Here is a 20,304-nt window from a genome sequence, read left to right as displayed (position 1 = left end):
CGGCCGTTCCCTCTTCTACCTAAATCGCGGCCGACGAGCGTTCGTCAGACTCGCCCCCCATATCGTACTTTTTGCCATAGGAAACAAAACGATGCCACGCTTGCACTGGATTCTCATGCTCTCCGCCGCCGGTCTGATCGGCTGCGAAGCTCCTGCCCCGGTCGCCGAAACGCCGGCCGAAGAAACCGAAGTCGTCGAGACACTCGTTGTCGAAATGCCGACCGAAACCCCCGTCGCCGAAGAAACACCGATGGTGAAAACCGCCAAGCCAGAAATGCCGGCGGAAGTTCCGGCCGCGGAAGAAGCTCCTAAGATCGAAGCCCCGAAAGCCGAGATGCCCGCTGAAAAACCTGCTGCCGAAGCGGCTCCAAAGGTGGAAACTCCGGCGGAAGCGCCTGCGACGGAAGCAGCTCCCAAAGCAGATGCTCCGAAAGCGGAAATGCCGGCCGAAGCGCCTGCTGCCGAAGCCCCGGCAAAGACGCCTGCTGCAAGCGAAGCAACAGCTGGCGCCGCGCTCGATGGGGATGTGAAGTTGAACGCCAAGAACACGCTGGTTCAATTTGTCGGCACGCATAGCGGCGACAAGCCCGATCCGCGGACCGGCAAATTTGGCGAACTGTCCGGCACGGCGACCTTCGCGGAAGGAATGCCCCGCGAGATCAACGTTGAAATTAAAACCGAATCGCTCAGCACCGAAATTGAAAAGCTGACTGGTCACTTGAAGAGTCCTGACTTTTTCAATGTTCGTGAGTTCCCCGTCGCCACTTTCAAGACGACCGGAATTGAATCGACCGAGCCAGGCAAGTTCGCCATCACCGGCGATCTGACCCTGTTGGGCGAAACCAAGTCGATCACGTTTCCGGCGACCGTCGAAGCCGGCAAGCTGACGGCCGATTTCAAGATCGATCGCACCGAATTCGGCATGACCTACGGTGACGGCAAGGTCGAAAAAGAAGTCGCGATGACGATCGAAGTCACCGCGAAGTAATTCAGAGCGAATAACTCGTGCCGATTACTCCCAACGAAGCTCTCTATGGATTCGCGGCTCCGGCGCTGGTCGCAGCCGCGATCTTTTGGATCGCCCAACGTTTTCTCTCCGCAGAAGCTCGCGAGCGCTGGCCCGCCGCTCTCGCGATCGCCGCTGGCTTCACAATTAGCTATGCGCTCCTGCAGCTTGGCCCCTGGAGCCCGACCTCCCACTGGCACTGGACTCCGTATGCGCTGTTTCTAACGGCGCTGATCGGACCTGTCGCGGCGGCCAACGGAATCACGCTCGTCGAACGCGTCTTGCTCTATTTCGCTGCGGTTTGGATCGCCGCTTGGTTCATCGTGCCTACCTACGCCGATCTCGAGCCGTCGCGGACCGTTCATTTGATCGTCTGGCCCCTTTGGATGCTTGCGATCGCCGTTCCGCTCGACGGGTTGTCGCGCCGGATGAATGGCCCGTGGTTGCCGGCGATCGTCACAATCTCGCTGGCGGCCGGCATGGTCGTAATATTGTTGTCAGGCAACGCCAAACTGATGCAGATTCTGGGAATGGGTTTCGCCGCCATGGTGGGCGTCACCCTCGTTTCGTTGCTCTCCAAAGAAAAACCGGCGCTGCTCGGCGCCGCGCTGCCGGTCACGCTGCTCTCAGGCGGCTACTTGCTCGATGCTCGCGTGCAATCGTTCAGCGAGATACCTCTGATCTGCTATCTGCTGCCGACTTTGGCGCCCGCTCTTCTTTGGATCGGTCTGTGGAAACCGCTGGCCGAACGCCCAGGTTTTAGCGGCGTACTGTTGCGAACGCTGCTGCCGATCATCGCCTGCATCGTCGCGGTCGCAGTGGCGATTTGGACCGAACGAGATTCGTTCAACGAGTACTAACAGCCGCACAAAATCGTCGGAACCGGCGATCCAGCGTGCTACAATTCGGCAGATGGCTTCGCACTTTCTGCTGGATATGCCGATGATTCGCATTTTACTGACGCTCTTTGTATTGATCGGCGCTTCGTCGCTGGCCAGCGCCGGCCGCGTGACGCTGGAAGTCGCCACCGAAAAAGGGGTCGCCGTCACTTCGACCCACAAATGGGTGAAGGCGCTGCAGTCAGTCGGTTTCGACGATGTCCGGCTCCGTTCGGGTCACGGCAGCGATGCGACCGATCTCGTCGACAAAGGGTCTGGCAACTACCACATCACGGCGCTGCTTACCCCCGGCGAAGTTTTGATCACGCCAGGCGGTCGCTTTAAAATGAACGATATCGCCGGCATGCGCAGTTGGCTTGAGAAAGTTCGGGCAGGCGGTAAGAAAGAACTCGAACGACAAGAGAGCGTGTTCGGGCTCACCTCCAAAGAATTCGTCGCCCTCTACGAACAACTCTCCCCAACTGTCGGAGCCAAGACCAAAGAGACGACCCCGTTTGATACGCTGCAAAAGATCAACCAGCGGCTGGATGTCGAGTTTCGCGCCACTCCTGACGTTATCGCGCGCATGAAACAAGGCAAGGTCCTCGATGAGCTGGAAAATGTGAGCTGCGGCACGGCAGTCGCCGCGCTGCTTCGCCCGCTCGGCTTGGCGATGGTTCCACGTCGAGAAACCGGCGGCGATGTCGAGCTGCATCTGGTCGACTCGGCCGCCGCCAAAAAACCTTGGCCCGTTGGTTGGACTCCCGATGGAAACCCAGGCCAGGTCGCCCCCGGCATGTTTCAATATCTCGAAGTCGAGATCGCCGACATCCCGGTCCAACAAGCGGCCGACGCCATCGCCGCGCGCGTCAAATTGCCGCTGCTGTGGGATCACAACGGCGCAGCCGCTAAACGAATCGACATCGCGACCGCCAAAGTGAAATACCCGGCCCGTCGCACGTTCTATAAAAAGCTGCTCGATACGATTTTGTTTCAAGCCAAACTCAACTTAGAAATCAAAGTTGACGAAGCAGGCCACGCGTTTCTGTGGGTATCGCCGCTCGGGAAGTAGCGCGATCCGTTTCGTGTTACGATACGTCGAAACGATTCTTTCGCTCTGTCCGCTTGATAGCCGCATGAACCAATCTATCGCGACGACCGTCGACCAACTTTGCCGCTACCTCGATCAGTTCGCTCCAACGACGCTGGCCGAATCCTGGGACAATGTCGGCTTGTTAGTAGGGGATCGTACGGCCCCGGTCAGCAAGCTGATGACCTGTCTAACGATCACGCCGGAGGTGGTCGAAGAAGCGATCGCTGGCGGCGCGAACATGATCGTCGCTCATCATCCGCTGCCGTTTCGCGCGTTGAAACGGATCACGGCCGACGATACCGTCGGGCGAATGTTGCTGCAACTGATCGCAGCCGGCGTCGCGATCTACAGCCCGCACACCGGATTCGATTCGGCCGCCGCCGGCATCAATCAGCAGCTTGCCGCAGGTCTTGGCTTGACCAACATCGCGCCGCTCAAGCCGTTCGATCATCCCCCTTTGGCGCCTTTGGGAAGCGGGCGCTACGGCAAGCTGGCGGCTCCGCAGACGCTCTCCCAATTCGCCGCCGTCGTGCGCAAATTTCTGCAGATCGAGTACGTACAAGTAGTCGGCGGCGTCAATCAAAAAGTGACGCAACCAGCGGTCGCTTGCGGCGCAGCGGGCGAATTTCTGGGTACGGCGATCACCCTCGGTTGCGATTGCCTTTTATTGGGCGAGACCAACTTTCACACGTCGCTCGAAGCGAAGGCCCAAGGCGTCGCGCTCGTCCTGGTCGGGCACTACGCCAGCGAGCGGTTCGCCGTCGAGACCTTAGCCGACCAACTGACGGACGAATATGCGGGATTAAAATGCTGGGCCAGCGAGCAGGAAAGTGACCCGATCACTTGGCTGAAGTGACCTTTTCGTACCCTGGCGTCGGTGTGTTAGAATTGAGAAGGTCTAATACGGAGTTTTCGATCATGACCACGCTTGAACAGCTCGAAAGTTTCTACGCCTTCGCGTTTCAGAACCTTCATACTCAGCCAGACGCGACATCCCTCGATGAACTGCTATTGCGCTGGTATGACTCCCAACGCCAGAATGAAATCCATGCGGCGATCCGGCAAGGCTTGAACGAAATGGACGCCGGGCTGGGGCGCCCTGTTTCTGAATTCTTTGATGAGTTTCGACAGATAAATAGCATTCCGGAAACTCCGGAATGAAGCTACAAGTCATTGTTCAGCCCAGTGGCGAAAAAGACATTCAATCGCTGTTCGACTAATATCTCTCAACGCTCAAGGGCTGGCGCCCAAAACTGGGCGATAGCGTTGGAAAAGACGCTAATTTGTCTTGAATATCGTGCCGCTTCTTGCAGTATCGCAGCGGAATCAACTCTCTACACCGAAACAATACGCGAAATCCTGTTTAGAACGAGATTGGGTAAAGCGTACCGTGCACTTTTCATTATTCGTGGAAATGTCGTGCACATCCTGCACGTTCGTGGTCCAGGCCAGGACTTCATAAGTCCCTCAGAAGTCCAGTTCCCTGATTCAACGCCTCCCTAATATCTTTGCGAAAATCCTGGATACAAATTACCCCAACTTCTTCGGGGTTTTCCACATTCTTGCCCCCGCAATTGCAACCACCGGAAAGCCGCGGCATCGAAGGGTACAGTGATCGCCGCCGTGCAGTATCTCACGGATAGGTAAGATGTTACGGATAGCCGCCGCCGGCTGAAGCGTTGCTTCCCGCTAGGCGACAGCGTAGCATGGGTTGTTTGATTCTCGGTCCCTGCTGCTTGATGGAACCAACAATGAAGTCGCCTCGTGCTCTGACCGCGCTGCCGGTGTTTAATGAACGTGGAACCGTCCACTCGGTTTTGGACGAAGTGAAGCGCTATAGCCGCGACATTTTGGTCGTTGACGACGGCTCCTCAGACGGCACCGCAGAGCTGCTTGCCGAGCGCAACGACATCCAGGTGGTGACCCACGCCAAGAATCGGGGTTACGGCGCCGCGCTCAAGACCGCGTTTGAATACGCCGCCGCTGAAGACTACGACATCGTTGTGACGATCGACTGCGATGGCCAGCACGAACCGCAGCGTATTCCCCGCTTTGTCGCCGCTTGCCAAAATGTCGACATCGTCTCGGGAAGTCGCTACCTGAAGCAGTACCCCGGCGACAGCGAGCCGCCGGCCCAGCGCCGCTGGATCAATCAATTGATCACCGGCGAGATCAATCAACGACTTGGCTTTCAATTGACCGACGCTTTTTGCGGTTTTAAAGCGTACCGCGTCGACACCGTCAGCCAATTGCCGGTGACCGAGTTTGGGTACGCAATGCCGTTGGAACTGTGGGTCGAAGCGGCCCGAGCCGGGCTCAACGTGATCGAACTTCCGGTCCCGCTTGTTTACCTGGACGAAAAACGTTCGTTTGGCGGCGCGCTCGACGACGGCACGACTCGGCTCAACTACTATCACCTGGTGCTGGACCGAACGATGGCCCGCGGCGAAGTCGAAGTGGATGGCGCGGCCATTTCGCTCGGCGGCTAACGCCCCTCGGCTCTAACCAAGCGGGCACGAAGTATGACGCCAGCGGAACTTGAGTATCGCCCGCTTCGCGCTCCGCGAAGCCATGGTTCGGCCTTGATCGAGCCAACCGCCGCCGAAGCTGTCCAGCTACTCCAACAGCGTTCCGCTGCGCTTGACGCAACATCGATCGAGATCGGCGGCGTCTCACTGGCTCAGCTTTCGCAGATCGCCCGTCGCCAGCTTGTCGCGCTCGCGAGCAACTACACGTTCGCCTATCGACCGTCCTTCGACTTGCCCGACGAAGCTGCGCCGATCGTGATGGCCGGCCATCAACCGGGGCTGTTTCACCCCGGCGTCTGGTTCAAAAACTTCCTGCTCGATTCGGTCAGCCGAGCCGCCGGCGCAACGCCGATCAACCTGATCGTTGACAATGATACCGTCGCCAGTCCGGCGATCGCCGTTCCCCAGGTAGACGGCGACGGTACTTGGAACCACCGCCGCGTTTCGTTTGACGACTCATCACCGCCGATCGCGTGGGAAGAACGAACGATTCTCAACCCCGCGACGTTCCGGCAATTTGGCGAACAAGCGGCGGAAGCGATTCGACCGCTGGTCGACAGCCCGCTGATCGAATCGTTTTGGCCGCGCGTGCTGCAAGCGGCCGAGTCGACCGACAACATCGGCCGCAGTTTCGCCCAGGCCCGCCATCAGTTAGAGATCGATTGGGGACTGCAAACGCTGGAAGTCCCGCTGAGCCAGGTCTACAGCACCGAGTCGTTCGCGCGGTTCGCCCTCCATTTGTGGAGTGACGCGCCCTCCTTTCGCGCGGTCTACAACGGCGCGATCGACGAGTACCGCCGGTTGCATAAAATTCGGAGCGCCAATCACCCCGCTCCCCATCTGGCACAGGCAGGCGACTTGATCGAAACGCCGCTCTGGATTTGGTCGAAAGCCGACCCGCGCCGCCGGGGACTGTTCGTCTCTCAATCGGCGTCCGGAATACGTCTGACCGATCGAGGCGCGCTCGATATTACGATTCCCGCCCAAACAGAAGAGGCCATTTCGGCGCTGCTCGAACTTCAGACCGAAGTTGTTTTGCGGCCGCGCGCATTATTGACGACGATGTACGCCCGCTTGGTGTTGGCCGATCTGTTTATCCATGGAATTGGAGGTGCGAAATACGATCAGGTGACCGATCTGATCATCGCTCGACAATTTGGCGTGACGCCGCCGCCGATCGTCGCCGCGACGGCGACCGTTCATCTGCCGATCGCTCGCGAACGAACCGATGAAGCGAAGTCGGCGCAGATCGCGCGCTTAATGCGCGATTTGCGGTTCAATCCTGACCGTCATCTTTCTTGCGACCCCTTGCCGGCCGATATCGAGAAGCTTGTTCAAGAGAAGCATCGCTGGTTGGCCAACGATCCACCAAGTCAAATGGCCGAGCGTCATCGCGCCTTAGAGCGCATCAATCTGGCGCTGCAAGACGCCGTCGCCGAGCAGCGCGAACAACTTCAGCAACAATTGACGCAAAGCAAGCGCGAAGCGCGCAATGACGCGATCGCTTTGTCGCGCGAGTACGCGTTTTGTCTCTTCCCCGAAAAAAGTTTGCGGACTTTGCTACTGGACCTGAGCGCCGTCGCCCCTTAAGTTAAGGGGAAGCTCAGCTGAACAAAGGGAATTGTCCGTTGCTTGAAGGGAGTCCAGCCCATGTGCGCGGTCCAAGCCTCGCCTCTCAGTAAGTCGATTCAATCGTCTAGTAGTCGCTCCTCCAAAGCGCCCCATCTTGTCGTCGACCGAGCGACCCAAGGAGATTCGTTTCCCATCTTCGAGATGATGCAGCGAGCGCTGCTTCGCCCGAGCGAAAACGAATTTCACATCGAACAAGAACGCCCCGGTTATGACCCAGGCCAACGGATTGTTTGCCGTGCTGAAAATCAAGTTGGCGGGCAGATCGTTGGCCACGTGCGGGTCATCCGCCGGAAGACGCGCCTGGCCGATCGCATCGCCACCACGTTGCATGTGGACGAACTAGCGACGGCGCCAGAATTTCGCTCGCGCGGCGTCGCCGCCCAGTTGCTGGCCGAAGTCGACGCCGAACTCCAGCGCTGCGGCGCCGAGTGCGCGGTTTACCGCACCGATTCGCCAGACTACTTGGCGCGCCGCGGCTGGACCGCGCTCTCATCGCAAACCCGCAGCCAGGGCGATCCGGCGCAGATTTTGGCCAACTTGCAGCAGCCTCTTCCCTCGCGAAATTGGGACGATGATATAAGCGAGACCTCGCGCCTGTCGATCCGGCTTTACCGTCAGGTAGAGTTCGCCGGGCTCACATCGCTGTACGAACGCCGCTTTAACGACTTGCTAGGCGCCGCGGTTCGCACCCAAGAGCAATGGCGTTGGCTGCTGGATCGCCGCGGCTTTCAACAGTTGTATGTCGCCATCGACGGCGGCAACAAACTAGCCCTGGACGACGACTCGAAGATCGTCGGCTACGCGATGACCGGCAACAGTCAGGTGCTTGAGATCGTCACGGCGCCCGGTCGCGAAGATGTTGCGACCGAATTGCTGCGGCGTATTTGCGGCGACGCGATGGAACGCGATCAACGCGCCATCTATTATCACGCGCCGGCGGCTGATCCATTGCACCGAGCGGTTCGCAGCGCGGCTCCGCCGCAGCGTCCAGTCTCGAACTCGACGGTGATGGTTCGCTGGCGACATCCGCTACAATCGCTGGCCGAACATGCCGAACGTTTTCGCGCCAATCTCGTCAAAGCCGGCTACCCTCTACCATGCGACCTGGGGCTGCATGTCGAGGGAGAAAAGCACTCGCTCCACTTCACTGAGCGGAGCGGTTCGCTCAGCGACGGCAAGCTGGGGCGCAGCTTTATTCGTCTGACGCAAAACGATCTGGTTCGCCTGTTGTGCGGCGATCTGAACGTCCCCCAGGCGATCGACCGCGGAGACATCTTCGCTTCCACCAAAATGGCGACCGACGCAGCCGTAGCCGCGCTAAAAATGCCGTCGCTCTGGTTCCCACCGCTGGAAGACGCCGCGGCGATCTAAGCTTGGACGAATGTTCTGCCCTGCCTAAATTTTCGTGTGACGGAGCACTAGCGCTATGTAGGTCAGAACAAGCCCTGGTCTACGTACCAAGCGACGCGAAGTTAGATCGCGGGCGGTTCGCTCGGCTGGTTTTCTAGCACCTGCTTTAGGTTATCCAAGCTGATCTGCATTTGATCGCCGATCATCTCTTGAACGAAGATGCAAAACAGATTGCTGGGGTAGTTCATCGTGCCGATATAGACGGACGTCACCATCGTCTCGTTCTTGTTCACAAAGTCCGTCTGCAGATAGGCGGGATCGGTCGACGTGAACGGTTTGGTGAAGCGAATCAGGTAGTCGATCCGCTCCCCTGGCTTGATCCCGGTGATTTCCTGTTCGCCGACGCCGATGTTCGGATCGTCACTCTTCCAGGCGATCACCGCGCCTCGCGTCCCATCTTCGCCGCGGATGGTCACCTCGCGCTCGCCAGGCAGCTTGGCCCACACGCTGAATTGTTCCTGATTCTTCAGCAGCTTGATGAAATCAAACACTTCCTCCTTGGGCCGCTGAATCACGACTTCACGCGTAATCGTAAACTGACGCGGCATGAACAGCGCGATGAAAAACGGAATCGCAATCAATACCGCCAATGCGATCAGGCTGCGGAGGACAAGTTTCATAAAGGCCTTGCATTGCGAATATCGGCGGAGAGGGAACGAGCGCCGCTGGGGCGATTGTCGCTCGCTTCTTCCCAAAATCCAAGCAGCGGGCCAACTTTTTTTGCGGCGCCGAATATGGGAAGATAAAAACCATCAAAGTCCGCTTCTCGCATCTATCTCATCCGATCCTTCGAAAAAACGAAATTCATGCGCGCCATCGACTTGCTTCGCCACAATTTTGAAATGACCGAATCGTGGACGACGCCGATTTTGGAAGATCTGCGTGAAACGCCGCTCGCCGCAGCGACGCCTGGCGGAAATCATGCTCTGTGGATCTATGGGCATCTCACCTTTTGCGAGGGTCTGATCGCGCGGCAGTTTGTGTTGGGCGAGCCGAACGAATTCGCCGACTGGATGCCGATCCTCGGTCCCGAGAGCCGGCCGGAAGAAGACGCCGATATTTATCCCTCCTGGGAAACGATCGCGACCCGTTTTCGTCAGGCCCGCGATCGAACGCTCGCCTGGCTTGAGACGCAAAGCGATGACGATCTGGATCTGCCCTGCAAAGCGCCGCCGGAGGGGCTGGAAGCGGTCTTCTCGAGCCGCGGCGCCGGCATCTCGATCGTGATCTCGCACTGGTGGAATCATCGTGGGCAACTTTGCGACATCCGCAAAGCGCTCGGTCGCCGGCCCCTCTTTCGCTAACGCTGACGATACGCAGGAAATCGATCGATGCCGTATGACGAACAACTTGCTGCCCGCGTTCGCGGGCTGCTGCAGCGCAAACGAGGCGTTACCGAAAAGAAAATGTTCGGCGGGCTCGCATTCTTGCTGAACGGCAACATGTGCGTCGGCGTCTCGCGCGATGAGTTGATCGTGCGGATTGGACCAGACGCTTACGAGGAGGCGTTGGAAGCAGAGCACGTTCGCGTGTTCGACTTCACCGGACGCCCTATGCGCGGCTGGATCGTGATCGACGAGGCCGGCCTGGTTCAATTCGCCGCAGTCAAAAATTGGACCGACCGCGCGTTCGACTTTGTAAAGACGCTGCCGAAGAAGTGAACTCCTACGATAAGATCGCCAGCGCTTTGCGTACCGCGGCGACAAAGATCTCGACTTCTTCTCGCGTGTTATAAAGGTAAAAGCTGGCGCGGGCGCTTGATGCAATACCGTAGCGAGCATGCAGCGGCATGGCGCAGTGATGTCCGGCTCGGATCGCGACGCCGGCAGTGTCGATCATCATGCCGATGTCGTTGGGGCTGATGCCGTCGACCGTAAAGCTGACGATGCCCGCTTTTTGCTGCGGCGCCGGACCCAAGATTCGCAATCCCGGCACATCGGCCAGCAGCTGATGCGCGTAATCGGCCAGCATTTGCTCATGCGCGAGGATATGGTCGAGACCGATGCTCTCCAGATATTCAATCGCCGCTTTGAAAGCGATCGCCGCGGTGATCGGCGGCGTGCCTGCTTCAAATTTGGCAGGCAGCATCGCCGGCGTAAAACTATCGATCGTCACCGTGTTGATCATGCTGCCGCCACCCAAAAAGGGAGGCATCGCTTCCAGCAGCGCTTGCTTGCCGTACAAGATCCCGAGCCCTGATGGGCCCACCATTTTGTGAGCGCTGATCGCCACGAAGTCGGCGTCCCACGCGACCACATCGATCGGTTTGTGCGGAGCCGCTTGGGCGGCGTCCACCAACACGACCGCGCCGACTTCGTGCGCTTGACGCACGATCTCGGTGACTGGATTGATCGTTCCCAATACGTTGGAAGCAGCCGAAACGGCGACTATTTTGGTGCGCTCGCTAAGCAAGCCCGGCAGCTCGTCCATCGCCAACAGGCCATCGTTGGTGATCGGCAACGCTTTGATTTTGGCGCCGGTCAGTTGGGCGATTTGCTGCCAAGGGACGAGATTGGAGTGATGCTCCATCTCGGTCAACAGGATCTCATCGCCGGGAGTCAGATTGGCGCTCCCCCAAGCATGAGCGACCATGTTGATCGCCGAGGTGGTCCCATAGGTGAAGATCACCTCATTTTTCGATTTGGCGCCCAAAAATCGCTGCGCTGCGGCGCGCGACTCTTCGTACATCGACGTCGACTCGTTGCTCAGCTGGTGACCGCCGCGGTGGACGTTGGCGTAGAACCGCTCGTCCACTTCGCGCATCGCGTCAATCACTTGACGCGGCTTCTGCGACGAGGCGGCGTTGTCTAAATAAACCAGCGGCTTGCCGTGCACGGTTTGGTGCAGGATCGGAAAATCGGCCCGGATCGCTTCGATATCTAGTTTGTCGGCGTGCTGAGAGGCAACCGTCATGTTGTTTCTAACCTTTGAATATTCGCCCACTTGGGGCGATGGGCCGCTCTCAACAAGAGAGCAGCGGAGTTTTCGCATTGCTTTATGATTTTAATAGTCCGAGGGCGAAAGGACAACTCGCCCTGCTGCGGCAGGCGCATTGAAGACATGCGCTTCCCACAAAGACGCAGCAAGAGCATGGCGCAGGAACTTTCGTATCGATAGATCGCCTGCTAAGAGGCTTGGGCGATTGCGGCCGCTTCGTCTTTAGCCGTCTCAAACGGCGCTTTCGCGTGAGGAGAATCCGAAATCAGCCGACACAACGTCAGCATCGCGTCTAAGTTGTCGGACAGATTGAAAAAGATAATCCGGACGTCTCGTTCGGCCACGGCGCGGCGGAGTCCTAAAAAGGACAACAGGCCGACGCTGCTCATAAACGTCACGTTCCCAAAATCGATCAACACCGCGCGACAGTCGGTCGACGCGGTGATCATTTCGTTTCGCAGGTCGTAACAATCTTCCGGAGTTCGCAACTCCTCTGGCAGAAGCGTTACTTTCACCAGGTCCCCTTCGCGGGAGGACAACATCAAAGTGCTTTCGTTCACGCGGATGTCCCTTATGACGCTTTGCCGATGCAATACAAATATTTGCGGCCGCGGATATAAATGCAGCCGTCCGAAATCGCTGGCGATGCGATCGTCTCGTCGTCGAGCTTGTTTTCCGCCAATTTCTGGAATTCGCGTTCCGCCGCCACCACGCTGCAAAGTCCATCGGTGTTCAGAAAGTAGACTCGATTCTCCACAGCCACGGGCGACGCTTTAAACTTTCCGCCCAATCGCTCTTTCCATACGAGTTCGCCGGTCGCCGCATCGCGACAAACGGCGATTCCATCATCGGTCACCGTAAACAGCAATCCATTCAAAACGACCGGGCTCGGCGAATCGGGGGTCGACTGCGCTTCTTCCCACACGATCGCCGTATCGGGGACGCGCCCCGTTTTGATTTCGTCCAACGCGACCGCCAACGTCGGCCCGCGCATGCCGCGCGTGCAGTAGATCCGCTTGTCGTCGATGGTCGGGCCGGTCACGGTTCGCCCCCCTTCTAACCCGGGCAGAAACCAGATTTGCTGACCCGTCTTGGCGTCGTAGGCGTCCAGTTGATTTCCTCCCATCACAATCAACTCGGTCCGGCCGTTGCGTTTGCGAACCAGCGGGGTCGTATAGGCGTCGGCCTGTTCCGCCGGAGCGCCGGTCATCCGCTTGGTTTTCCAGATCAGTTCGCCTGTCTGCAGATCATGGGCGACCAGATAACTTTCGACCGGCTCTTGGTCGAGATCGGACAGCGAATCTTGCATGCAAACCGAAATCACTTTCCCGTCAACAATCACAGGGCTATTCGCGTGCCCCCACCAGATGGTGTACGCGCCGTATTCCTCTTGCAGATCGCGGCGCCACTTTTCATTTCCCTCAAAGTCGTAGACCGCCAAAATTCCATTCCCAAAGTGGGCGGCGATCCATTTGTGATGAACTGTTGGCGATGGCGACGCCAGATTGTGCAGCCGGTGAAATTTTTGCTGCAGGCGCTTTGGCGCTTCGCGCGGAACGTCGCCGGAGCCGACTTCTAACTTTCGCAGCGGACTACCGTAGTTTTTATCAAACAGCTGTAAAAAAAGGCGACCTTCATCGTCTTGTGAAGTAATAATTAATCCAGCGTCCTGAATGACCGGCGTCGAACCGCCCCAGCCGGGAAGCTCCGCCTTCCAGCGGATATTCTCTGCGTCACTCCAAGTGAGAGGCACGTCGGTCTCCAGGCTCACACCATCCCCACGGGGACCGCGCCAATTGGGCCAGTCGTCGCCAACGGCAAAATCGGTCATCGCTGCAAAAATCAGCAGTAAGGCCAACCCGTATGGTCGATAGTTCATCTTGGGGCGTCTCCAACAAACGGTAGGTAACGTTATGGCAGGGCTCACGTTATTAACTTATCACCTGCAGGCGGCGAAATCGAGTAAATCCGATGCGTCCGGCGTAGAATCAGGCGAGACTGATTGTTCGACCGGCGGTGCATGTCCTATGCTTGTACGAGGGCCGACCGACCGTCAAACGGTGGGGTCGGAGACCGTCACCCATCCGCAAGCCGGCGACACGCACAATGAGCGAACTGGATCGATTTCCGGAACTGACTGAATATCTTCGCGGCCGCGGCCATAGCGACGCCGAAATCGAACTGATTTTGGCCGAACTCCACCGCAAAGACGAAGGAGTGATGATCGATTCGGTCATGGACTCCATCGACCTGGGCGATTTCGACATCGAAGAAATCATCAAAGCGGCCCTGGGCGAGAAGTAGGCTTCGCCCTGACGCCAGTACTAGGACCGGACAAAAACGTTGGACAGGACAGAACCATTTTTTTCCGAAGCATCAGACCGGCGATCGCTGGGTTCAAGTAGGGTCCGCTGTGCGGACCAGCGGCCCTGTTGATTGCTTGCAAGTTTTTCCGCGCTTCTGGTCCGCACAGCGGACCCTACGGCTACGGCGAAAACGTTGGACTGGACTGGATTCTTTTTTTCTTTCGGCGTTGCTGGATCGGCCAGGTGGTACCGGGCATAGGCCCAGCGTTTTTCTTCCGGATCGTGGCTGGTCTTGGCGATTTCTCCGGCGGCGATCATCTGGTCCCATGTCGGAGCAAACTTGGTTCCGCTGATTCCGCTTTGTTCGCGAATTTTCGATTTGGTCGCTTGCTCTCGATCTAAACGCGTGATCGCGAGCCGAATTTTCGCTTGCAATTTTTGCTCCTGCGCGGCCGCATCGCAGGCAGCCGCTTCCGCTTCGATCGACTCAACATCGCGCAGCGTGACCCGCCAACTTCTTCCCTGCGGATCTTCCAAATTTCCTTCGTCGATATCGACGCCCCAGACTCCTCCTTGGCCGGCGCAGCCGCCGAACGACATGCGTAACCGATGCTGACCGCTGCCGGGCGAATAATTTTCGCAGCGCTGAATCAACATCCATTGCCGCGCAAAATCGAGACTCGCCGAAACATCGGTCGCCAGAGTCGCGTTGCGGGGGATCGCTTGGCGAGACTGACAACACAAAATCGGCGTCGCTCCGGCCGTGATGCAGCAGCGGACCAGGTCGTGCAGTTGCTCTGCTTGCGTCTGTTTGTCGGTCGAAGTGAGACGCAGCGGATCGATCACAATCACTTCGAGTTGATGACGGCGAATCCATGCCCGCAGATGATCGAGGTGCGCCGGATCGGAAGCGTCGGCGACCGCCAACGACCAAATCAAATTCGGCAAATTGCCCGGGTCGACGCCGCTGGAGTCGCTCCACCGCCGCGCGAGATCGGCCAGCGCTTGCCGCTCGTCATGCTTGCTGACATAGCCGACGCGAAACGGACGCTCGACAGCAAATTGCCCCAAAAATTGGCCGCCGCGCGCCAGCGCCGCGCACAAGTCGACGGCGATCGAGGACTTCATGCTTTTGCTCGGCCCGACGATCACGGCCGGTTCATAGCGCACGAACATCCCCGGCAACAACCACTCGAGCGGATCTTGCTGCGCGATCAATTGATCGGTGGTCAGCGTTTGAAACGGACTGGCGCCGCCGGCGATGTCGAGCCGGACGAGTCCGCACTCCGGCGACAATTCGATCGCCGCTTGATGCGCTTCAAAACGTTTTTGCAGCGTCTTGGCATAGTCGTCAAAATTTTTGATTTGGCCGCAGCAAAGCAAGACGTCGCACAACATTTCGATCGCGCTCTCTTCGTGATAGCCTGCTTGCGCCAACCGACGGAGGAGCTCTGGCAGGTCGTCGCAGCGGATCCGTTTGTTCCGCATTTGCAGCATCGCAACGCAAATGTCGTAATGCGACTGATGTTGAAAATATTCAGACCGAACCTTGCAATTTGTGAAGAGATCGGACCGCATCAAAACCACGGCCAACCAACGCGCTTCGGCGATTTCGCCCCGCGTCAGATTGCGCGTCTGGAAGTCGACGCGCCACGTTTTTTGGTCATTGCTTAAACGTGCGATCAGTCGACGAAGTTCGTTGAGCGTCATGCAAATTGTCCCCCACGAAAAGTCCAAACAGCAAACCCGCGCAGCGAAAAACCGCCGCGAAACCGACAGTTTTTGTAGTCGACCCCAACTCCGTGCGCTTCGTCAAGAGACAATTTTGAGAGCCAACGCGGCTGGTCCATAGTCGCCTTTCGCTCCGCGAAAGCAGCGCGAGCTATAGGACGCTACTTTCGCGGAGCGAAAGGCGACACTGGGGTCTTAAGTGGGTTGCGCAAACCGATCGTGTCGATTGTTGGCGGCGGAATTTGATCGCGGTTTTCTCCACCCACCCTACGATTTTTGTGGGCGAAATCAGATCTGTGCGCTTCGTCAAGAGACACTTTTTGAGAGCCAAGAATCCTTGGAAGCGAAGGACCAAACGCTAGAATATTTTTCCGCAGGGACGGCGTCGCGATAGAGCCGCTTGGGTGCGCCCTACTTCTTCTTCTTCCCAGTCGTGACCGGCGTCGATGCGATGTCGATCGCTTCACCGGCGCTCATCGCGGGGAGGACGAAGATCTTGCCGTCTCCCATGCGTCCGCTGCGCGCGACTTGCACGATGCGGCGGATCGTTTCTTCCGAGCGGTAATCGTCTAGCCAGATGGTGATCTCGACTTTGGGCAAGAAGGTTTGGCCGTATTCGCTGTCGCTGTATTCGTCGAGATAGCTTTTCTGCCGGCCGAAGCCTTTCACTTCGCGAACGTTGAGCGCTTCGATCGGCGCGCGGCTCAACTCTTCCAAGACCTTTTCGGCCAGATAAGGCTTCACGATAGCGATGACTTGTTTCACGCTCAGACTCGGCGAAATTAGCTGAAGAAATTTTCGCCGAAGAGATTCAACTCGGGACCCGTCTCGACTTCCATGTCTCCCAGCACTTTGGTTTGACACGAAAGCCGCATCGTCTCTTCGTTGCCGATATAGGCGAGACAAGCGATCGGATCGGGAATCGGCAGATACGGCCCGACGGGAACCGTAAACTTTACTTTCTCCATCATGCGCATGGGACTGGCGTTTTCAATCCCCTTGGTGATCAAAACGCGACAAGTGCCGCATTGCCCCAAGCCGTGACAATTGAGGACCTTGTTGACCCCGGCGCCGATGCCGTTCACCCCTTGGTGGACGTTGACGCCTGCCTGGAGCGCCACCTGGCGGAGATTGGAGCCCTCAGGGACTTCGATCTCTTTCTTCTCTTTGACGAACTTAACAATAGGCATGGCGACTGCGACGGTTTGGGGGTGAGAAGAATGCCGCTTCCGAATGATCTCAAGATAACATCGACCGAGGCACGCGTTAAGTAGAAGTTTTTGGTGATTTTTCCCTGTCTGTCGTCGTAAGCGGTTTCCCTGGCCAGTTTTCTACGCTACCAGTATCTGCAGCTCGGTCAAATACTTTTCGGGGTCACCCCGAAAGAGCCAGCCGGGCCCCTTGACGTAGGTCTCTCGCGTCGGCAACAGATAGCCCGGATGGCGAGCCCGAACGTAGCGGAGCAATCGCGCGTACGAGCCGGCCAGCGTCTCGTACGGGCCGCGGTGCAGCAGCGAGACAAGGCGCCCGCCCTGCAACTCGTGGACCTCGATCCCCTTTTTGGAGTCTCCCTTGCGAATCGGAAAGCAGGCCTCGAAATCGGCGTCGGTTTCTTTGTACTCTTTATCGTAGTGGAGCATCATGGCCGGACCACTCAATTGGCGTCCGTATTGCCAGCCAATTTTGCCGTACGCTTTACCGCAGTCCGTATACTTCCCCTGCATCCGGATGCCGGCGATCAGCAGCCGATCGACTTTGCTCTCTTCGATGTCTGCATCGTTTTGCGAGCAGAGCGCTTCGATTGCGGCCTCTTGGGCGATAATCTTTTTGATCTTTTTGACCGGCAGCGGAGCTTGCTCTTGTTGAGTTAAGAGGGTCGCGATATCGATCTTGCCAGAGTTTTGCGAAAAGAGCGACTTCATCCGCTCGAGCGGCACTTGGATCTTGCCCAGATGATAGATCGCCCGAGCGATCGGCAGCTGCGACTGGTCGTAGGCGACCAGCTCTTCGTCATCATCCGGCTGGGCCGGAACCAGCACTTCCTGCGTCCCGAGTAGTCGTAACATCTCGATCGAGAGCCCGCTGACGCGGGAGAATTCGCTGGTGGTGAACATGGCGATAGGTCTCCGCAAGTTGGAGGGCAGGTCCTGCCTGCCGACGAATCGCTCGAGCGACATCGTGAAACCGGCTTTGCTTGAGCTGCGCGGCAGGCACGGCCTGCCGTACGATAGTTTACTCCGGAATTGGCAAGCTGTTGGGGGCGACCCGGGTCGCCGTACCGCCGGGGGTGGCGATGCTTGCGCCGCCGACCGTATTTTGGCTGGTGATATCGCTCGTGACCAGAGGATTGGGAACCGTTTGACCGCCGAAGACTTCGAAGAAGACGTTGCTTCCGGCCGTGCTGGCGATTGCGATATCGTTGCCGCCGACATTGTTCAGCATTCGCATGTTGAGCGTCGAGCCGTTGATCGCTCTAAATTCGCCCGAATTACCCAAAAAGCTGGCCGAGAGCGTATTATTTTGCACATTGGCGTTCAGCGTAGAGCCGCTGTCGACGCGGACGAACAAGCCGTCGCTGGCGACGTTCGCAATCGAATGCGCTACGGTGTTGCCGGTCAATACCAAGCCATGCGTTCCTCCCGCGCCGGTGATATCATAGGCGATGCCTTCATTGAAAACGCCGGCGGTGAGGAAGTCGCTCACCGTATTGTTGGTGATGTAAGTGGTCGTATCGCCGGTCGTTCCGACCAGGACGTGGATGCCGCTATCGAGAGCTTCCGCGGAGGCGATCGTACCGATGGTGTTGCTGTTAATCGTTAGCGTGGAAGTTCCATCGGCGATTTCCGCGAAGATGCCATAGTCCAGCACCGAGGCGGTCAGACCTTGATAGACCGTATTGCCAGAGATATTACCGGTCAAGTTACCTTCCGAATAGAGTTCGATGCCGTGGCCTGATGCGGTAACGAAGTTGCTCAGTTCGTTGTTGGTGATGTTCACGGTCGCGTTGACGCCGGACAAGACGTCCACTTCGATTGCATTGTCGCCGCCAACGCTGAACTGGCGCGTCAATGTGTTATCGGTGATCAGCAAATCGGACGTACCGCCCAGCTCGACATAGAAGCCGCTGTCGCCGCTGCTGGCGGTATTGGAGACGGTATTGTCACGAATCACGCCAATTCCGCTGGCGTTGTCGATGTAAACGCTCGCCTCGCCGAAAGCGCCAAAGTGCTCGAACTGGTTGTTATTGATATTGAAGCCGTTGATGCCGCTGCCGGCGATTGAGTCGCCGCCGGTATTGCTAAAACGAAAGCCCGAAACTTCGTTGTTGTTGGCCAGCGTGACGCCGACGCCTGCTGAATCAAGCGTCGGCCGATTGCCTGCTTCGTAACCAGGCAGATCAAACGTTCCCTGCGTCGCCGTAAACATGTGCTGCGTGGTGGAACCCAACAATCGTTGATTCTCTTGCAACACGAACGACTGCGTCAGGTTGGTCGCGGTGTTGTCGGCTCGCGGGTGCACAAAGATAATATCGTTAGGCTGCGAGCCGGCCTGAGCCAATTGCAGCGCGTTGTACGGATTCTCGACGGTGCCATCGCCCATCGCGACCGCGTCAGGATCGACGTGAATCACATGCTGATCGGCGCCGGTAACGGTATTGGTTGCATTGACCAACTGCGACTGACTGATCTTGTTGACGACGACCGCTTCGTTGCGAATGATCGGTTCGTCCATCTTGTTGACATAGCTGTCGTATTGCGGAACGCGGCGTGCCGAACTTCCCGGAAAGAAGAAAGCGGCGCCAAAGACGACGTTGGTATCGAACACCTGATCGTCGCTGACCGTCAGATAAAACCGCATTCGATCGGTAACGTGACTCTCGAAGCGCGTCTTCCAGCCCCAAGCTTGCGGCGAACCGGAGCCTTGAAAGTTGTACGTGCCCAGGTAGGCGCGCAGATAGTCGCCGACATGCGGCAGCGCGCCGCCCAACTCGGCGTCAAACCCTTTCATCGCAACTTCGTATTGCGTTAGCTGCGTCAGTTGAATGTTGTATCCGACGTAAGTGGGGTCAAGGAAGCCAGATGCTCCGCTCTGTGTAGGATCGGTCGAGGTCGGGAAATATCCGTTCACGCGAAAGTCGATCTGGCCGAGCGACTCGAAGCCGGTCACGACCTGCCCGACCGTTTGATTACCGGTGTCACGATTGTCGTAGCCGACGTAACCGCCGAAGGTGCGGCCATAGTTGTCAGAGTAAAACCGTTGCCCCACGACCGCATTCATGCCGACGTTTTGGTCATTCGCCAGCAGGAAGGCGCCGTCAAAGAAGGTAAGCGACTTCGCGTCATACGATTCGTACAACGGAACCCAAGCGCGAAAGTCAGTAAACGAATAATCGTAGCCGGCGCCTTCGGTTCGATGCTGGACCGAGACGCGAGGAAAATACTCTCCCCATAGCCCGTTCGAATAGGGACTGGCGAAGGTCGATGTCCCAGAGATCACGCCGGGCTGGATTTCATCGTTCTGTTGCTGGGCGCTAGCAGGCGCCGCTAGCGATAGCACGACGATGCAGGCGATCGCGCGTAGGAAGCAATAGGTCGAAGAAGAATTGCCGAGGGAGAGTCTCAAGATGCAGTCAATCGTAAAGGGGCGACATAACGATGGTCTAAACTTCGCAGACTAATCACTTATCGCGGTTCCATCCGACCAAGATCGATGGAAATTTTTCTATGCTTCTTTGTTCACGTAATCACCGCAAATTACCAGTTCCCGCTGCTAGCGAATGCTT

The 20,304-nt window shown here is 57.7% G+C and carries 20 protein-coding genes; 11 read left to right on the top strand and 9 right to left on the bottom strand.

Translation table 11 applies throughout. The annotated features are described in order from the left end of the window. Positions 1–91 precede the first annotated feature (91 nt). The 8 genes from M4951_RS00480 to M4951_RS00445 all read left to right on the top strand — a co-directional run bounded on the left by M4951_RS00480 (position 92) and on the right by M4951_RS00445 (position 8,508). A complete protein-coding gene (locus tag M4951_RS00480) occupies positions 92–988 on the top strand; it encodes a YceI family protein (RefSeq protein ID WP_262024519.1) in 897 nt (298 codons plus the stop codon). Between the two features lie 17 nt (positions 989–1,005). Further along, entirely contained in the window at positions 1,006–1,866 is an 861-nt protein-coding gene (locus M4951_RS00475; RefSeq protein ID WP_262024518.1) for a hypothetical protein, read from the top strand. A 52-nt stretch (positions 1,867–1,918) separates the two neighbouring features. Beyond that, positions 1,919–2,956 carry a hypothetical protein gene (locus M4951_RS00470; protein WP_262024517.1) on the top strand — a complete coding sequence of 346 codons (1,038 nt, stop codon included), beginning with the start codon at positions 1,919–1,921 and terminating at the stop codon, positions 2,954–2,956. A 64-nt stretch (positions 2,957–3,020) separates the two neighbouring features. Then, entirely contained in the window at positions 3,021–3,833 is an 813-nt protein-coding gene (locus M4951_RS00465) for a Nif3-like dinuclear metal center hexameric protein (protein WP_262024516.1), read from the top strand. Beyond that, a complete protein-coding gene (locus tag M4951_RS00460; protein WP_262024515.1) occupies positions 3,821–4,138 on the top strand; it encodes a hypothetical protein in 318 nt (105 codons plus the stop codon). Before M4951_RS00465 ends, M4951_RS00460 begins: the two co-directional genes overlap by 13 nt. 590 nt (positions 4,139–4,728) lie before the next feature. Further along, positions 4,729–5,466: a glycosyltransferase family 2 protein gene (locus M4951_RS00455; RefSeq protein WP_262024514.1), complete on the top strand. Its 738-nt coding sequence runs from the start codon at positions 4,729–4,731 to the stop codon at positions 5,464–5,466. A gap of 33 nt (positions 5,467–5,499) precedes the next feature. Then, complete coding sequence (locus M4951_RS00450; protein WP_262024513.1) at positions 5,500–7,095, top strand: hypothetical protein; 1,596 nt, start codon at positions 5,500–5,502, stop codon at positions 7,093–7,095. Positions 7,096–7,155: 60 nt separating this feature from the next. Continuing rightward, on the top strand, positions 7,156–8,508 hold the full coding sequence (locus M4951_RS00445) for a GNAT family N-acetyltransferase (protein WP_262024512.1): 1,353 nt from the start codon (positions 7,156–7,158) through the stop codon (positions 8,506–8,508). Between the two features lie 101 nt (positions 8,509–8,609). Here M4951_RS00445 and M4951_RS00440 read toward each other — a convergent pair whose 3' ends face one another. After that, a complete protein-coding gene (locus M4951_RS00440; protein WP_262024511.1) occupies positions 8,610–9,167 on the bottom strand; it encodes an SRPBCC family protein in 558 nt (185 codons plus the stop codon). A gap of 186 nt (positions 9,168–9,353) precedes the next feature. Between M4951_RS00440 and M4951_RS00435 the strand changes: the two genes are divergently transcribed. Together M4951_RS00435 and M4951_RS00430 are read left to right on the top strand one after the other, a co-directional pair. Next, a complete protein-coding gene (locus M4951_RS00435) occupies positions 9,354–9,851 on the top strand; it encodes a DinB family protein (protein ID WP_262024510.1) in 498 nt (165 codons plus the stop codon). Positions 9,852–9,878: 27 nt separating this feature from the next. After that, complete coding sequence (locus M4951_RS00430) at positions 9,879–10,208, top strand: TfoX/Sxy family protein (RefSeq protein WP_262024509.1); 330 nt, start codon at positions 9,879–9,881, stop codon at positions 10,206–10,208. Positions 10,209–10,212: 4 nt separating this feature from the next. Here the strand turns inward: M4951_RS00430 and M4951_RS00425 are convergent, their stop codons facing one another. The 3 genes from M4951_RS00425 to M4951_RS00415 form a co-directional block, all read right to left on the bottom strand. Continuing rightward, positions 10,213–11,460, bottom strand: coding sequence for an aminotransferase class V-fold PLP-dependent enzyme (locus M4951_RS00425; protein ID WP_262024508.1), 1,248 nt, complete (start codon positions 11,458–11,460; stop codon positions 10,213–10,215). Positions 11,461–11,672: 212 nt separating this feature from the next. Then, positions 11,673–12,044 carry an STAS domain-containing protein gene (locus tag M4951_RS00420; RefSeq protein ID WP_262024507.1) on the bottom strand — a complete coding sequence of 124 codons (372 nt, stop codon included), beginning with the start codon at positions 12,042–12,044 and terminating at the stop codon, positions 11,673–11,675. A gap of 11 nt (positions 12,045–12,055) precedes the next feature. Beyond that, positions 12,056–13,363 carry a PQQ-like beta-propeller repeat protein gene (locus M4951_RS00415; RefSeq protein WP_262024506.1) on the bottom strand — a complete coding sequence of 436 codons (1,308 nt, stop codon included), beginning with the start codon at positions 13,361–13,363 and terminating at the stop codon, positions 12,056–12,058. A gap of 227 nt (positions 13,364–13,590) precedes the next feature. Between M4951_RS00415 and M4951_RS00410 the strand changes: the two genes are divergently transcribed. Beyond that, the gene (locus M4951_RS00410; RefSeq protein WP_262024505.1) at positions 13,591–13,788 is read left to right on the top strand and encodes a hypothetical protein; all 198 of its coding nucleotides are present in this window, start codon (positions 13,591–13,593) and stop codon (positions 13,786–13,788) included. Between the two features lie 20 nt (positions 13,789–13,808). On the opposite strand, the gene M4951_RS00405 is transcribed toward M4951_RS00410, so the two are convergent. The 5 genes from M4951_RS00405 to M4951_RS00385 all read right to left on the bottom strand — a co-directional run bounded on the left by M4951_RS00405 (position 13,809) and on the right by M4951_RS00385 (position 20,144). Beyond that, on the bottom strand, positions 13,809–15,500 hold the full coding sequence (locus M4951_RS00405; protein ID WP_262024504.1) for an AAA family ATPase: 1,692 nt from the start codon (positions 15,498–15,500) through the stop codon (positions 13,809–13,811). A 432-nt stretch (positions 15,501–15,932) separates the two neighbouring features. After that, positions 15,933–16,286, bottom strand: a complete 354-nt coding sequence (locus M4951_RS00400) for a P-II family nitrogen regulator (protein ID WP_262024503.1) — start codon at positions 16,284–16,286, stop codon at positions 15,933–15,935. Between the two features lie 17 nt (positions 16,287–16,303). After that, positions 16,304–16,711: a (2Fe-2S)-binding protein gene (locus M4951_RS00395; protein WP_262024502.1), complete on the bottom strand. Its 408-nt coding sequence runs from the start codon at positions 16,709–16,711 to the stop codon at positions 16,304–16,306. A 141-nt stretch (positions 16,712–16,852) separates the two neighbouring features. Continuing rightward, on the bottom strand, positions 16,853–17,635 hold the full coding sequence (locus tag M4951_RS00390) for a MerR family transcriptional regulator (protein ID WP_262024501.1): 783 nt from the start codon (positions 17,633–17,635) through the stop codon (positions 16,853–16,855). 118 nt (positions 17,636–17,753) lie between these two features. Continuing rightward, the gene (locus M4951_RS00385; RefSeq protein WP_262024500.1) at positions 17,754–20,144 is read right to left on the bottom strand and encodes a hypothetical protein; all 2,391 of its coding nucleotides are present in this window, start codon (positions 20,142–20,144) and stop codon (positions 17,754–17,756) included. Positions 20,145–20,304 lie beyond the last annotated feature (160 nt).

Origin of the sequence: Blastopirellula sp. J2-11, assembly GCF_024584705.1 — a bacterium.
Lineage (GTDB): Bacteria > Planctomycetota > Planctomycetia > Pirellulales > Pirellulaceae > Blastopirellula.
The sequence above is the reverse complement of the archived record's forward strand: the minus strand, read 5'-3'. Positions and strand labels throughout refer to the sequence as shown.